This window comes from Paenibacillus sp. LjRoot153 (assembly GCF_964253085.1).
Lineage (GTDB): Bacteria > Bacillota > Bacilli > Paenibacillales > NBRC-103111 > Paenibacillus_E.
Map to the genome: position 1 here is coordinate 1,292,958 of NZ_CAXUQH020000001.1, position 13,398 is coordinate 1,306,355.

The 13,398-nt window shown below is 43.3% G+C and carries 18 protein-coding genes; 13 read left to right on the forward strand and 5 right to left on the reverse strand.

From position 1 onward, the window contains the following. Nucleotides 1–3: 3 nt before the first annotated feature. Genes ACSQ8P_RS05765 through ACSQ8P_RS05785 form a run of 5 tightly spaced genes read left to right on the forward strand, consistent with a single transcriptional unit; the run spans nucleotide 4 to nucleotide 2,852 of the window. Entirely contained in the window at nucleotides 4–528 is a 525-nt protein-coding gene (locus ACSQ8P_RS05765; RefSeq protein WP_436234312.1) for a Rieske 2Fe-2S domain-containing protein, read from the forward strand. Continuing rightward, nucleotides 518–706, forward strand: coding sequence for a hypothetical protein (locus ACSQ8P_RS05770; RefSeq protein ID WP_436234313.1), 189 nt, complete (start codon nucleotides 518–520; stop codon nucleotides 704–706). The genes ACSQ8P_RS05765 and ACSQ8P_RS05770 overlap by 11 nt, the downstream gene beginning before the upstream one ends. After that, complete coding sequence (locus ACSQ8P_RS05775; RefSeq protein ID WP_436234314.1) at nucleotides 703–2,208, forward strand: MFS transporter; 1,506 nt, start codon at nucleotides 703–705, stop codon at nucleotides 2,206–2,208. Before ACSQ8P_RS05770 ends, ACSQ8P_RS05775 begins: the two co-directional genes overlap by 4 nt. A gap of 15 nt (nucleotides 2,209–2,223) precedes the next feature. Next, entirely contained in the window at nucleotides 2,224–2,565 is a 342-nt protein-coding gene (locus ACSQ8P_RS05780; RefSeq protein ID WP_436234315.1) for a hypothetical protein, read from the forward strand. Next, nucleotides 2,562–2,852, forward strand: a complete 291-nt coding sequence (locus ACSQ8P_RS05785; RefSeq protein ID WP_436234316.1) for a hypothetical protein — start codon at nucleotides 2,562–2,564, stop codon at nucleotides 2,850–2,852. The genes ACSQ8P_RS05780 and ACSQ8P_RS05785 overlap by 4 nt, the downstream gene beginning before the upstream one ends. A gap of 111 nt (nucleotides 2,853–2,963) precedes the next feature. Here ACSQ8P_RS05785 and ACSQ8P_RS05790 read toward each other — a convergent pair whose 3' ends face one another. Next, a complete protein-coding gene (locus tag ACSQ8P_RS05790) occupies nucleotides 2,964–3,674 on the reverse strand; it encodes a Crp/Fnr family transcriptional regulator (protein ID WP_436239463.1) in 711 nt (236 codons plus the stop codon). Nucleotides 3,675–3,921: 247 nt separating this feature from the next. Between ACSQ8P_RS05790 and ACSQ8P_RS05795 the strand changes: the two genes are divergently transcribed. The 6 genes from ACSQ8P_RS05795 to ACSQ8P_RS05820 all read left to right on the forward strand — a co-directional run bounded on the left by ACSQ8P_RS05795 (nucleotide 3,922) and on the right by ACSQ8P_RS05820 (nucleotide 8,067). Next, a complete protein-coding gene (locus ACSQ8P_RS05795) occupies nucleotides 3,922–4,434 on the forward strand; it encodes a hypothetical protein (protein WP_436234317.1) in 513 nt (170 codons plus the stop codon). A gap of 88 nt (nucleotides 4,435–4,522) precedes the next feature. After that, entirely contained in the window at nucleotides 4,523–5,176 is a 654-nt protein-coding gene (locus ACSQ8P_RS05800; protein WP_436234318.1) for a response regulator, read from the forward strand. Then, the gene (locus tag ACSQ8P_RS05805; RefSeq protein WP_436234319.1) at nucleotides 5,169–6,281 is read left to right on the forward strand and encodes a PAS domain-containing sensor histidine kinase; all 1,113 of its coding nucleotides are present in this window, start codon (nucleotides 5,169–5,171) and stop codon (nucleotides 6,279–6,281) included. Before ACSQ8P_RS05800 ends, ACSQ8P_RS05805 begins: the two co-directional genes overlap by 8 nt. Nucleotides 6,282–6,455: 174 nt before the next feature. Then, nucleotides 6,456–6,824: a globin gene (locus ACSQ8P_RS05810; RefSeq protein WP_436234320.1), complete on the forward strand. Its 369-nt coding sequence runs from the start codon at nucleotides 6,456–6,458 to the stop codon at nucleotides 6,822–6,824. Between the two features lie 154 nt (nucleotides 6,825–6,978). Further along, nucleotides 6,979–7,185, forward strand: a complete 207-nt coding sequence (locus ACSQ8P_RS05815) for a hypothetical protein (protein ID WP_436234321.1) — start codon at nucleotides 6,979–6,981, stop codon at nucleotides 7,183–7,185. 183 nt (nucleotides 7,186–7,368) lie between these two features. After that, a complete protein-coding gene (locus tag ACSQ8P_RS05820; protein ID WP_436234322.1) occupies nucleotides 7,369–8,067 on the forward strand; it encodes a Crp/Fnr family transcriptional regulator in 699 nt (232 codons plus the stop codon). Between the two features lie 84 nt (nucleotides 8,068–8,151). On the opposite strand, the gene pduL is transcribed toward ACSQ8P_RS05820, so the two are convergent. The 4 genes from pduL to ACSQ8P_RS05840 all read right to left on the reverse strand — a co-directional run bounded on the left by pduL (nucleotide 8,152) and on the right by ACSQ8P_RS05840 (nucleotide 11,757). Further along, nucleotides 8,152–8,730 (reverse strand): phosphate propanoyltransferase, encoded by a 579-nt coding sequence (gene pduL, locus ACSQ8P_RS05825; protein WP_436234323.1) that lies wholly within the window; start codon nucleotides 8,728–8,730, stop codon nucleotides 8,152–8,154. Next, on the reverse strand, nucleotides 8,730–9,935 hold the full coding sequence (locus ACSQ8P_RS05830; protein WP_436234324.1) for an acetate/propionate family kinase: 1,206 nt from the start codon (nucleotides 9,933–9,935) through the stop codon (nucleotides 8,730–8,732). The genes pduL and ACSQ8P_RS05830 overlap by 1 nt, the downstream gene beginning before the upstream one ends. Then, nucleotides 9,932–10,804 (reverse strand): 3-hydroxyacyl-CoA dehydrogenase family protein, encoded by an 873-nt coding sequence (locus ACSQ8P_RS05835; protein WP_436234325.1) that lies wholly within the window; start codon nucleotides 10,802–10,804, stop codon nucleotides 9,932–9,934. Before ACSQ8P_RS05835 ends, ACSQ8P_RS05830 begins: the two co-directional genes overlap by 4 nt. Before the next feature lie 248 nt (nucleotides 10,805–11,052). Further along, entirely contained in the window at nucleotides 11,053–11,757 is a 705-nt protein-coding gene (locus ACSQ8P_RS05840) for a metal-dependent hydrolase (RefSeq protein ID WP_436234326.1), read from the reverse strand. A gap of 122 nt (nucleotides 11,758–11,879) precedes the next feature. On the opposite strand from ACSQ8P_RS05840, the gene ACSQ8P_RS05845 reads away from it, so the two are divergent. Beyond that, on the forward strand, nucleotides 11,880–12,272 hold the full coding sequence (locus ACSQ8P_RS05845; RefSeq protein ID WP_436234327.1) for a winged helix-turn-helix transcriptional regulator: 393 nt from the start codon (nucleotides 11,880–11,882) through the stop codon (nucleotides 12,270–12,272). Nucleotides 12,273–12,541: 269 nt separating this feature from the next. Further along, nucleotides 12,542–13,381 carry a phytanoyl-CoA dioxygenase family protein gene (locus ACSQ8P_RS05850; RefSeq protein WP_436234328.1) on the forward strand — a complete coding sequence of 280 codons (840 nt, stop codon included), beginning with the start codon at nucleotides 12,542–12,544 and terminating at the stop codon, nucleotides 13,379–13,381. Nucleotides 13,382–13,398 lie beyond the last annotated feature (17 nt).

The window sequence follows — 13,398 nt, forward strand, 5'->3', positions numbered from 1 at the left end:
TTTATGAAGCAGGACAATAACCATAGTCCTTTTAAAGAAGATAACTATACGCACAATATAAGAAAAAATGATGAGAGAAAATTGGATCGCCGAGGCTTTATGAAGACACTGGTTGGTGCAGCAGGCGTGTTCGCTGTATCCACGATACCGTGGGGAGCACTCGCCGCGAAAGAACTGACGGGACTAACGAAGAAGTCTTATCCGCAGCTGAAAATTACGGATATCTCCTCGCTGGAGGTAGGAGATGCAGTCCAGTTCGCTTATCCTGGAGAGCATGATTCCGCACTATTGATTCGCCTTGGCGAGAACGAGTATAAAGCTTATCAAAATGCGTGTACGCACCTCAAATGTCCCGTATTTTGGAGTAAAGAGAAGGATGAAATGGTCTGTCCTTGCCATCACGGCATTTTCGATGCCAGAACGGGGTCACCAACAGCGGGACCGCCCAAGAGACCACTGCCAGAAGTTCTTCTGAAGCAAGAGCAAGGCGCGATTTATGCGACAGGAGTGAAACGATATGAAACGTAGCTATGTCGGCGTTATTTTATTATGCATGGTGTTGTTTCTCTGTATCGTGTTTACTCAAAAGGCCGTGAACGCGTACTATTTCGACCATTACCGTTCGGTTATTATCTATGCTGTGTTGAATATGTTGTTATTCCCTACTGCTATTATGATCTATCGTCGGGAGCGTGATGTCGAATGAATATCAAAAAAGTGCAACTGCCGCTTCAAACTATCAGTCTGGTTCTAGGCTTTATGGTATGGGTTATCCTTTCTTCGTTAATGCCATTTATTAAAGAGACGATCAAGCTAACCCCTTCACAGCTCACCTGGGTCACCGCTATTCCTATCTTGTTTGGTTCAGTCATGCGGGTACCTGTGGGATATTGGACGAATCGTTACGGGGCCAGAAAGCTGTTTGCGATCTCCTTTATACTATTGCTTGCGCCTGTTTACTGGGTCAGCCAAGCGAATTCTTTCGGGGATCTCATTATTGGAGGGTTCTTCCTCGGCATTGGCGGGGCTGTATTCTCAGTAGGTGTGACCTCCTTGCCTAAATATTATCCGAAAGAACGTCATGGCTTCGTGAACGGAATCTACGGGATCGGTAATCTCGGAACAGCGCTCTCCACCTTTGGCGCGCCTGTCATAGCCAACCAAATAGGTTGGTCCAAAACGGTCATGCTCTACAGCATTCTACTGATCGTCATGGCAGGATTGAACTTCGTTGCCGGGGATCGCAAAGAGCCTCCTGTACAGACCTCACTTGTTGAGCAAATCAAAGGAGTTGCCGGCAATTCGAAGCTATGGTTATTATGCTTGTTCTACTTTCTTACATTCGGTTCTTTTGTTGCTTTCACCGTGTATTTACCGAATTTCATGGTCAGCAGCTTTCACCTGTCCAAAGTAGATGCCGGGATGCGTACGGGCGGATTTATCGTACTGGCAACGGCTATGAGGCCGATCGGGGGCTACCTAGGAGATAAGTTTAACCCATTCAAAATTCTTATGTTTGTTTTTGCTGGCTTAACGGCTTCTGGTATTTTGCTTTCATTTGCTCCGTCGATGACGTGGTACACAGTCGGTTGCTTAACCATTGCACTGTGTGCAGGAACAGGTAATGGTACCATTTTCAAATTGGTTCCGATGTATTTCATCAAGCAAGCTGGTATTGCGAATGGTATCATCTCGGCAATGGGTGGTTTGGGTGGATTTTTCCCGCCGCTGCTGCTTACCTTTCTCTTCAAACTGACAGGTCATTATGCCATTGGATTCATGGCCTTATCCCAAGTGGCGTTGGCCAGCTTAATTCTCATTCTTTGGATGTTCTATAATGAGAAATTAGGGTTATCTTCACGGATTATTGAAAATACAGTTGAAGGTATCATGGTGACGGATAAGACTGGCAAAATTCATTCGGTGAATGCGGCCTTCACGCAACTGACAGGCTATAAAGCCGAAGAAGTCTTGGGGCTGACGCCAAGTGTCCTGAAATCAGGGAAACAGGATCGAACTTTTTACGATACGATGTGGGATGATATTCGCGGTCACGGTTTCTGGCAGGGTGAGATTTGGAATCGTAAGAAGAATGGCGATGTGTATCTGGAATGGCTGACGATAAGTGCAGTCAAGAATGATGCCGGAGATGTCGTCTATTATTCGGGGATGTTTAGCGATATCACCAAACTGAGAAGCGCGAAATAGGAGGGGTGATGTGACATGCCGAGTGAGTTTGCTTTGGATTTATGCTTTATCCGTGAACATGCACAGTCTCCTTTCTATACGATTATCGAACAGCAATTGAATGAGCTTTTCGCAGGAAAGGGAACCTGGTATATTGATCTGCGCGAACAAGAGGGGCTCGATATCGCTGTTGCCGAAGTCAAAGGTTTGGCGATTTGGGAAAGCGAAGAAGAAATCCTGAATTATATAGAAAAGTACGCAATGAGCGGTGAGCCTTCGGAACATGATTGCTGGAACCATCTCCAAGGGTATCAAGTGAAGGTATCGCCAAAAGCAGATGCGGGCTGCTGCCGCTTGAAGAAGGAGGCACATGTATGAAATGGGAAGAACAATTATCACGGTGGCTTGGCACTCAAATTGAAGTGCATATCGAGGATCAGGCTGGACTCGACCCTGTAGCACCTCCGAAAAAAATGACACTTGAGAAGATACGCATTTCCGAAGACCAAGATTATATGCAAATGTACATGAATGAACATCAGTTTCTAGCCATACCTTTAAGGGGACAAGAGCTGACGAGCTTAGTAAATTCAGAGCATGGAACAGTTCTCCGATCATCTGACATTGCGGCGCAATTGGTATATAAAGTTCATTTCGGTTCATAGAAAGCCGACTGTAGGCATTAAAAACGCAAATAAGGACTCCATTTCTCTAGAAATGTGTAGTCCTTTTAGTTTTGTATTGTGTAGGACAAGAGTTATTTCCTCCTGAATCATTTACATGCGGCATATTTCAATAGGGCAGTTTTCGCAGTGGCAAATATCGCGGAGGTACGTTACGTCCTTAATGATGATTTGTCCATGTTGAAACTCGACAGCATCTTCCTTCTTCATATCACTTAACATGCGATTGACGCTTTCACGTGTAGCCCCAATCATATCAGCCATTTCGGAATTGTTGATCTTATAGTTAATGTGGATATGTTCCCCTTTGGGTACGCCGTATGAATTACTTAACCTGATTAATAAAGAACAGAGCGCGCCTGGCTTGCCGTACATCATTAAATCGCGAAATTTCGATTCAGTCATGCGGTGCATGAGCCCCATCCATTTCATAAATTCAATAGCAAGATCTCCGTGCTGCCATAGCAGGACTTCGAGATCTTTTCGCTGAATAACACCAATCTCACAATCCTCTGTCACTTCAGCACTGAAGCTCTGCGCCGAGTTCTGAAAGGGATCCATCTGACCGAATAAGTCACCCGCTTGATGCAGATACAGAATGAAGTTTTTACCTGTTTCAGACAGCTTCGTAATACGGACTCCGCCATGGATGACATAATACAACCGATCTGCAAGATCGCCTTCCCTAAATAGGAAATCACCATTTGCCGCATGCTTCAGATACATAATGCTTTGTAGTTTGCTGAAATTTTCTTCCGAAAAAAATGTCCTAATGCCTCCAGAAGCTTTCACTTTATTTTTCATGGCCATGGGGACCAACTCCTCAACGTTTCTTGTTAGCTATATCATAATGGTTTTACCTGAATTTGGTTATCGGGAGTTCTACTGATCTTTTAAGGTGAAACTCCCTATCTTGTTGTGAGAAAAATCACAGTTTAAACCCTTACTTCTCTGGCGATACACTAAGGCGAAATGGGGGATAGATTGCTTAAACCCCTGATGCGGAAATCAGGGTTTTCCCTGACTTACAAGAAGAAAAGAAAGGACTACAATGGTAGGTAAGGAGATTCTGCATGGTTTCGTCGAAACGGAGGTGGCCGGTATGGCGATTGGCGATGCAAGCATACTAGAAGAACTGAAGCTTCTGCGAAGCTTGACATCGAGCGATTTCATTGCGTTGGCGCCTCTTCAAGAGCATGCAGGGCGCAACTGCTGGAAATATGTAATGGGAAACAGTAATGATCGCTATCAACAAATGGTGATAAAAGTAGGCTTAGGATTAGCAGGTTCTGCTCTGCGTCTTGGCAGATGGGTAAAGCTCGATGATATGCATCCTAGGATTAATCAAGAAAGACTCAATTGTCCCCTCATGCTTGCGGAGCAATTACAGACGGCAGCTGCATTTCCACTCGTGACAAATTCCAGCTCTCAGATAAAGGGGTTGCTTTTCATCGGGAAGAGAGAACATCCTAGATTTGAACGAAACGAATTGCTTGCGGTTCACGATAAAATCTACACATTAGCTTCGTTACTGGAGGGAATGAAAGAAGAAACCGCGAAATGAGTTCCCTTACTGGAATTCATTTTTTTTGTTATGATAAGAACAGAATAAGAGGGATCGGTAGCACAAGCCGGTTTAAAGGAGGATGGGTATGCTGAAAGTTCTAGTAGTAGATGATCACGCCGTAGTTAGGTCGGGATTAATGATGCTGCTCCATGGTAAGCATAACATGGAAGTAATCGGGGAAGCTGCTGACGGCGAAGAGGGGATCCAGGCAGCCCAACTGCTGAAACCGGATGTGGTCTTGATGGACCTGAATATGCCTTCTGGTATGGATGGACTCACTGCGACAACGGAACTGAGGCGTCTAATGCCCGATTTAGCCATTTTGATATTAACGATGCATGATGATGACGAATACTTATTTAGAGCCATTCATGTTGGCGCTTCAGGATACATTTTGAAAAGTGCGCCGCACGAGGAACTGCTGACGGCTATCCGCTCCGTTGCAGCGGGGAATGCGTATTTATATCCAACGGCAACGAAGAGGCTCATGAATGAATATATAGAACGTTTGAAGCAAGGCGAAAATGCGGACACCTTTGAATCTCTTTCGGAGCGGGAACGGGAAGTTCTCGCCTTAATTGCCAAAGGATTCTCTAATAAAGAAATCGCGGAACAATTGATCATCAGCGTCAAAACAGTGGAGTCACATAAAAGCAACGTAATGGAGAAGCTAGGTCTGAAGACGAGGCCAGAATTAGTGAAATATGCAGTGAAGAAAGGACTGTTGAACTTTGAGTAAGGATTTGAACCGGGAATACCCGGAAGTTATAGGCGAAAATGTAACGGAATTATTAAGTCGTCTTGACGAACATATCTCTGACTCCTTGTTTCAGCAGGACTTGAGGCAGTCGCTTAAACAATTAGCCAATGTCAAATTTGCCCTTGATGAATCATCGATCGTTGCGGTTACTGACCATAAAGGAAAGATTCAATATGTGAATGATAAATTTTGTGAAATATCGAAATATGACCGAATGGAGCTTCTCGGTAGAGATCATCGCATTATTAATTCGGGCTATCACGCCAAGGAATTCATGATGGACTTGTGGCGGACGATTTCCTCGGGGCAAGTCTGGCGTGGCGAAATTAAAAATAAGGCCAAAGACGGCAGCTTCTATTGGGTAGACACAACTATCGTTCCCTTTGTGGACGAACAAGGGAAATCCTACCAATATCTGGCCATTCGAAATGAAGTAACGGAATTAAAGCGGGTGCAAGAAGAACTCCAACTGATGATGTCACAGGTCATACAAATCCAAGAGGAAGAACGCAGGAAGTTTTCCCGCGAGCTGCATGATGGTATTGGTCAAAGTCTGTTTTCCTTGTTGATTCAGATGGATAGGCTGATCGGGGAAGGGGAGACGATGAATCCGGAAATGGCGTTTCTTAGGCAGAATGTTTCTGGCATCATCGAAGAAGTACGAAGTCTAGCGTGGCAGATCCGACCTTCCGTATTGGATGATTTAGGCGTTGTGCCTGCGATTCGAACTTATATTGAAAATTTCACGGATCATTACGGTATACGGGTAAAACTGGATAGCAATTTACGCAGACGACTTGGAGCACTTGAGGAAACCACTGTATATCGAGTGATACAAGAAGCGCTTACCAATACTGCGAAGTACGCGGATGTATCAGAGGCCAGTGTTATTGTTCATGATAGTGACTCGATTGTCGAGGTTCAAATAGCAGACAAGGGAAAAGGCTTTACCAGAAATAACAGCTTTAAAGGAGTAGGTCTCTTTAGTATGGAAGAGAGAGCCAAAAGTATTGGCGGTAAGTTATCGATTCACTCGGAATTGGGAGAAGGAACAACATTGACCTTAATTGTTCCCATGAAATGATTGTGGTAGCGGCACTGTTTGTTAGAGGACGTGACTCCCTGAGTAGGGTGGCACGTCCTTTTTGGATTAGCTCATGAAAAGTGTGATTTAGATAACATCTTAGGTTAAAGGTATCGTGTAAACTAGGGAGGTATAATATTTCTAGATGAGTCGAAAGGGAGGCAATTAACAGATATGGAACTGTATGATTATATCGGTGGAGAAACGACAATACGAAATATTGTGGACGCTTTTTATCCAAAAGTTCTGGCACATCCTTTGCTTGCACCTATATTTCCAGAGGATATGGAACCATTAATTGAAAAGCAGTTTCAGTTTTTAACTCAATTTTTTGGCGGGCCTTCCTTATATACAGACGAACATGGTAATCCAATGATGAGAGCGCGGCATGCGCCTTTCCCGATTACTAGGGAACGGGCAGATGCTTGGCTTACGTGCATGCAAAGAGCACTTGAGGAAGTTGTTCCTTCAAATGGGGTGCGTGCAATTATTTTAGACCGCTTGAAAGGTCCGGCCTACTTTTTTGTAAATAAAGAAGCGTAGACAGTATTTCAACACGCAGACTTGGCACAAAATGCAGAGTCTGTTTTTTATTTATTTAAAGAGGTGTGACTTAAATCACACAGGTTTAGCCTCAAAAGGGATTAGAATGTAAAGAGCACCTGAGTCAGATTTTTTACGAAAAGGGGAGATCTCCATGGTATCTTACATTTTTATTGCTTCTATTTCAATCATCTCCATTCTAGCAACATTTGCAGTGGGGTTTTCCAAAGGAAATCAAAATGAAGATGACCAATATACGAAGAAAACGAAAAACAATATGTTCAGATTAACGCTTTTGAATGCGTTGTATGTCGTTATTCTGGTCGTTGTTTTGGTTGTCTATTTAATGTATTTTCAGTGATAAACGTGAGAAAACAGAAGTGTTATCCAACCAGTGGGCACTTCTGTTTTTTTATGCTATACAGCGACAATCGGCTAAAGAGTAGTTAGCTTATTTTTAACTTAAGGTGGGTGAGCTGGAGTAAAGTCTGGCTCATTTTTTTGCATGTTAACATTAAATTAGTAAACAGGAAGGGGAATGACAATGAATGAAAGAACTATGGATCCCGGAGTGCTCCTTCGCCAAGTTCCGTTGTTTCGCGATTTGTCCGACGGAGAAATGGAAGGTCTTTGCAGGATGATGATTCAGCGCTCCTATCGTAAAAAAACGATCGTATTTACGGAAGGCAGTGAAAAAGAAGCTGTATATTTTATCCAAAGCGGGCTAATCAAAACGTACAAGACGGATGAAAATGGACATCAACAAATCGTATCTTTTCTGAAAACCGGTGATATGTTTCCGCATACCGGGTTGTTTCATACGAATCAATATCCAGCTACGGCAGAAACGATTGTACCCACGACGCTGCTTGCGATGCCCATCAAGCCCTTTGAGGTTTTTCTTAGTAATACCCCCGGCATCGCGGTTAAACTGTTAAGGGTGATGAGCGAGAAAATCCTTGAACTGCAAGGGAAGCTGCAGGAACTGACAGGACAAGATGTGCAAAACCGAGGGCAGCTATTTCTACTAAAGCTCGCAGAGACGAACGGCAGGGAAAAAAGCGGGAAACTGCTTATTGAAATACCTATGACCCACCAAGATATCGCTAGTGCAATAGGTACGACTAGGGAAACGGTTAACCGTCTATTAAATCAGCTTCGCAAGGAGGGCATTGTAGAAGCCGATCGTTCAGGGTTTGTGATTCATGATATCGAGGCGCTCCGACACTGGAGAGACAATTAATGCTGTTAAATATCCATATAAGCACTTCTTCATCATATTGAAGTTTAGAATGTTCGAATGTGAAGAAGATTACCAATTCGGGTACTACCGTTTCATTATAATTGTTGCGCTGTCTCCATTTTTAGCTCCAGTTGCATTGGCTTCATCTGTATCCAGATGAAGTTCCATTTGGTAGTCATCGGACACTCGAGCAATAACATGATGAAGGATACTGCCTCGTTCCCCTTCAATTTGTACACTCAAGTCTTGCTTATCTAGAATTCCGTAGCGAGCGGCCTCTGAAGAGTGAAAATGAATGTGCCGAGCAGCGATGATCACGCCACTGTCTAGAGTGATAGAGCCCTTCGGACCCGATAGAACAATTCCGGGGGTGTCATTTAAATCGCCGGATTCGCGCAAAGGAGCCTTTATTCCAAGTACGACAGAGTCTGTCATAGATATTTCTATTTGTGTTTTTTTTCGTAAGGGGCCAAGAACTCGAACCTTGTTAAACTGCCCTTTTGGACCAATAATTTGCAATGTCTCTTCACTGGCAAACTGACCAGGTTGCGATAGTGTGCGATAAGGAATCAGTTCATATCCGATCCCGAATAAAGCTTCGAGATCTTTCTGATTTAAATGAACATGTCTGGCAGAAACGCCTACAGGAACGGGGATATTCATCATTTTGTCTCCTCTAACAATGAAAATGTTTTTTGCGCAATGAGAAGTTCTTCGTTTGTTGGTATAACCAAGATACTTACAGGAGAAGATTCCGTGGATATGAATCTCTCTGTCTGTGTACGTTCGGTATTTTTTTCAGCGTCAAGCATAAGACCAAGAAAAGTTAATTGTTCACAGACGTTACGTCTTAAAGAAACTGAATTTTCTCCAACTCCACCTGTGAAAACCAAAGCATCAATCCCATTCATCACTGCGCTATAGGCACCTATATACTTTCTTATCCGATATTCGTACATTTCAAGGGCTAATATCGCCCGAGAATCTCCATCAGTAGCAGCTTGTTGAACTTCTCGAACATCACTGCTTATACCTGAGATACCTAGAAGTCCACTATGTTTATTAAGCATCGAATTCACTTCGTTAATTGTCAGATCTTCCTTTGATAAAATAAATGGGATAATCGCCGAATCAATATCACCTGAACGCGTCCCCATCATTAAACCCTCTAAAGGAGTCATTCCCATACTAGTATCCATGGATTGTCCACCTGAGACCGCAGCACAACTGGCTCCGTTACCTAAATGGCAAGTAACAATCTTTAAATGTTCAATTGGTTTATTTAATAGCTGCGCCGCTCTTCGACTTACATATTCATGAGAGGTACCGTGAAAACCATAACGCCGGATACCGTATTTTTTATAAAGAGATAGTGGAATCGGGTATAGATATGCTTTTTGTGAAATGGATTGATGAAATGCTGTATCGAATACAGCGACTTGCGGAACATCCGGCATGTGCCCGGTGACCGCCTGAATACCAACCATATGTGCTGGATTATGCAGTGGTGCAAGATCGTAGAGTTGTCGTATCTTTTGCTCTACATCACTGTTAATTATTGTTGCGGAACGAAACCATTCTCCTCCATGCACAATGCGGTGTCCAACTGCTTTAATCTCGGAGATGTGTTCAAGAACGCCATAATCTTTATGAATAAGAAGCTTCAGCATCGTACGGACAGCATCAGAATGGTGTATGATTTCTTGTGTTAACCGTATTTCGTCTCGCTCGCCTCGTTCTACAGTAATGATGGCTGTTTCAGAGCCAATTCGCTCAATACGTCCTTTGATCAACATCATCTCATTCGTCATCTCGTATAGTTGAAATTTTAATGAGGAACTGCCAGAATTGATGACAAGCACTTTCATATACGATCACCTCCTTCATTATAATGAAAAAATCCCTTTCCAGTTTTAAGTCCAAGTTGCCGAGCCCGTACCATTTTCTTCAATAACACATTCGGTCTGTATTTGATATCACCTAATTCGTGAAATAACGTCTCCATAGAAGCAAGCACGGAATCAAGGCCAAAACGATCAGCCATTTCTAAAGGCCCATAGTGGAATCCATAACCGATCCTGATTGCTTCATCAATATCTGTAGCTTTTGCTACTCCTTCAGACAAGGTGTGAAGTGCTTCGTTAATCAGTGTACAAATAATGCGTGTAGTCACATATCCAGGCGATTCATAGACTTGAATACTCGCCTTATCTAAAGTCTGCTCAACAAATTGTTTCGTAATTTGAAATGTTAGATCGGATGTTTTTAAACCGCGAACGATCTCTACTAATCTCACTTGTCCTGCAGGGAAGAGAAAGTGCAGTCCTATTACACGCTCCTTATGTTCCATAGCCTCAGCGAGCTCTGTCAAACTAAGTGTTGCCGTATTACTTGCTAGAATGGCGTCAGGTCTAATACTATTTTCCAAGTTGCAGAACAATTGCTTTTTCACGTCCAGTTGCTCCGACACAGCTTCAATAATCATGTCACACTCAAGAAGCATCTGAACATCTGAAATGGGAATGATCTTGGCAGTTATTTGCTTCTTTTCTTGATGAGTCAAAGCCCAGCGTTCGATTTGTTTATTTAAGCTAGCATCCAGCAATCGCAATCCATCATTCAGTTTTTCTGGGGATTTATCCATGAGAAATACATCTATGCCCTTAGCAGCAAGAAGTTCAGAGATACCACGTCCCATTGTCCCAGCACCAATTACACCGACTTTATTAATGTCCATTTGTACGATTCCCCTTCCTCCACATCCTTCCTTATTGAAACATGTATTAGCACTTACGACTGTGATTATCCTCACATTTTTAGAAAGTGACCAAGATAGAAAATATTATTTACTGCAGCCATTCCATATTGGCTTGGTACGGAGATTAGTCACTAAAAGAAAAAGTACTCTGTGACATTTCTCACAGAGTACTAGTTAAAAAAGTAGTACATTACCGATTTTGGGATGATGAATACAGACGTAATATGTTAGCGGCCTACGATCTCAAGTACGTCGCCGGGAGCCATCGCTTTGCCCTTCAATCCTCGCTCTTCAAGTTGCTTTATAAACTGTTTCTCATCCTGCGTGATGCCTGGGAAAGTGCTGTGGTGAATCGGAACAGTCAGCTTCGCGTTGTACCACTCCGCCGCCTGGAGCCCATCTTCCGGTCCCATCGTGTAATGGTCGCCGATCGGAAGGAAAACGACGTCGATCGGATGACGCTCACCGATCATTTTCATATCGCTGAACAATGATGTATCGCCCGCATGCAGAATTGTTAAGCCTTCGGCAAACACGAGGAAGCCGGCAGGCATACCTGCATATAGAATCTGTTTCGTTTCCTCAATGACGATACCAGAGCTGTGGAAAGCTTGGATCATCTTCGCCTTTGCAAAGCCGAGATCAAACGTGCCTCCCATATTCATGCCGATTGAATTTTTTACGCCCTGCCAAGACATGTAGGACGCGAGTTCGACGATAGAGACGACTGGCGCGTCGTTGTTGGCACTCGCTATTGGAGCTGCGTCGAGAATATGGTCCATATGGGCGTGAGTTAACAGCACGGCATCGGTAATGATTTCTTCTGGCTTGATTGTGGCTGCGGGGTTACCGCTTAGGAAAGGATCAATGATGAGCGATTTCTCACCAGTATGGATTTGAATGCAGGCATGACCATGATATTTGATTTTCATAATATAGCGCTCCTTTAGTTTTTTCGTGCATTTGAAGTATATAATGTATAATTAGTATAAGGAAGTACGCAGAATTTTCGTATATAGTATTAAAAATCATACCTTTGTAAGGGGACTGAGTTGTGGGCGATCGAAGAAGTAAATATGGTTCAAATCCAAATGTAGAAGGATGTCCTGTGGAGACAACTCTTGATGTCATCGGCGGGAAGTGGAAAGGGATTATTCTTTATCATCTCATTGATGGGACGAAAAGATTCAATGAACTCCGGCGTTTCAATCCGGGAATTACGCAGTTCATGCTTACGCATCAGTTACGGGAGCTTGAACGGGATGGCATCATTCACAGAGAAGTTTATAAAGAAGTTCCGCCCAAAGTAGAATACTCTCTAACCGATTTTGGAAGGACCTTGGAACCGATCATCCTATCGATGAAGGCTTGGGGGGGAACTTATAAAATAAGACTTATCGAAAGTAGAATGTCGGAAGAGAAAGCAATTGAATTATCGAATGACTGAAAAGTACATAACAAAGCACGAATTTATCTATACTATCAAATTCCCTTCCTCCTACTTCCGTAGGGGGATTTTTCATTGTACACGAGACTAATCCCAGAAAAAAGATGAGTAGGGAAATCTGAATCTTCTAAAAGCGCATCTCATAAATGGGGTGGGTCTAGAGGCAATTCTACTTAAAAATAATGCTGGTTTTTCGAAATAAAATGAAGGTATGGAGAGGCGAATTCGCAGTAAAATGAGGCTATCTAAGTGAAGGAGGCATTCATCTTATGGTACAACAAACGCAAGACATCCAGGCATTGGTTCAACAGTTTCAAACAGACGGTTATGTGATTTTGCGCAATGTGCTTAGTGCAGAGAAGGTAGAACTTCTAAATACAGCAGTGGATCGGTTGTTATCAGAGGAAGAGGAGAGCTTAAGCTACAATTGGTATCATTCGGTGGCCAGAGATAAGGCATTTCTCTCTTTGATTGATGAGCCTACTGTGACGATGTTGATGGCCAACATTCTGGGCTATAATATACAGTTGCATATCTCCCATCTGACAGTGCGCAAGCCGAATCCGAATGATCAGAAAACGGAATCATCAAGTTTCATCGATTGGCATCAAGATGGACCAAATCCGCACTTCCCATCCCACGCAGGGTTGACTTCCTTGTTCTACGTGAAAGCGTGCTATATTTTAAGTGATATGAGCCAACCGAATCGAGGAAACACCAAGATCATCCCAGGTAGTCACAATAAACCGGGATACAGACCTACACAGGAAAATGTGAATGTTCCTTTGGACGGAGAACTTCAGGTCTGCGGCAAACCTGGTGATGTATTTATTTTCGGGCAAAACCTGTGGCATGCCGGCGCCCCGAACCGTTCAGAGTATACGCGTCGCCAACTGTTTATGGGGTACAGCCCACTTTGGATGCGGCCTATCGACTACCATAAAGCTTCGGATGAACTGCTGGAAGGAGCTAACCCGATACAACGCCAGCTATTAGGCGACATCAGTAGTAATTGCTTCAAATATTACCTGCCGGAGCCATCCATGGTTCCATTGAAGCAGATGTTGCAGGACGGGACAACGGGAAGAGTGCATATTAACAAAAAATAGAATAGACAAATAGCCCT

Coding starts and splice junctions, on each gene's coding strand:
- ACSQ8P_RS05770 (WP_436234313.1), top strand. CDS start 518: ATGAAACGTAGCTATGTCGGCGTTATTTTATTATGCATGGTGTTGTTT.
- ACSQ8P_RS05835 (WP_436234325.1), bottom strand. CDS start 10,804: ATGGACATTAATAAAGTCGGTGTAATTGGTGCTGGGACAATGGGACGT.
- ACSQ8P_RS05820 (WP_436234322.1), top strand. CDS start 7,369: ATGAATGAAAGAACTATGGATCCCGGAGTGCTCCTTCGCCAAGTTCCG.
- ACSQ8P_RS05840 (WP_436234326.1), bottom strand. CDS start 11,757: ATGAAAATCAAATATCATGGTCATGCCTGCATTCAAATCCATACTGGT.
- ACSQ8P_RS05815 (WP_436234321.1), top strand. CDS start 6,979: ATGGTATCTTACATTTTTATTGCTTCTATTTCAATCATCTCCATTCTA.
- ACSQ8P_RS05800 (WP_436234318.1), top strand. CDS start 4,523: ATGCTGAAAGTTCTAGTAGTAGATGATCACGCCGTAGTTAGGTCGGGA.
- ACSQ8P_RS05790 (WP_436239463.1), bottom strand. CDS start 3,674: ATGAAAAATAAAGTGAAAGCTTCTGGAGGCATTAGGACATTTTTTTCG.
- ACSQ8P_RS05765 (WP_436234312.1), top strand. CDS start 4: ATGAAGCAGGACAATAACCATAGTCCTTTTAAAGAAGATAACTATACG.
- ACSQ8P_RS05795 (WP_436234317.1), top strand. CDS start 3,922: ATGGTAGGTAAGGAGATTCTGCATGGTTTCGTCGAAACGGAGGTGGCC.
- ACSQ8P_RS05785 (WP_436234316.1), top strand. CDS start 2,562: ATGAAATGGGAAGAACAATTATCACGGTGGCTTGGCACTCAAATTGAA.
- ACSQ8P_RS05850 (WP_436234328.1), top strand. CDS start 12,542: ATGGTACAACAAACGCAAGACATCCAGGCATTGGTTCAACAGTTTCAA.
- ACSQ8P_RS05810 (WP_436234320.1), top strand. CDS start 6,456: ATGGAACTGTATGATTATATCGGTGGAGAAACGACAATACGAAATATT.
- ACSQ8P_RS05780 (WP_436234315.1), top strand. CDS start 2,224: ATGCCGAGTGAGTTTGCTTTGGATTTATGCTTTATCCGTGAACATGCA.
- ACSQ8P_RS05775 (WP_436234314.1), top strand. CDS start 703: ATGAATATCAAAAAAGTGCAACTGCCGCTTCAAACTATCAGTCTGGTT.
- pduL (WP_436234323.1), bottom strand. CDS start 8,730: ATGAATATCCCCGTTCCTGTAGGCGTTTCTGCCAGACATGTTCATTTA.
- ACSQ8P_RS05830 (WP_436234324.1), bottom strand. CDS start 9,935: ATGAAAGTGCTTGTCATCAATTCTGGCAGTTCCTCATTAAAATTTCAA.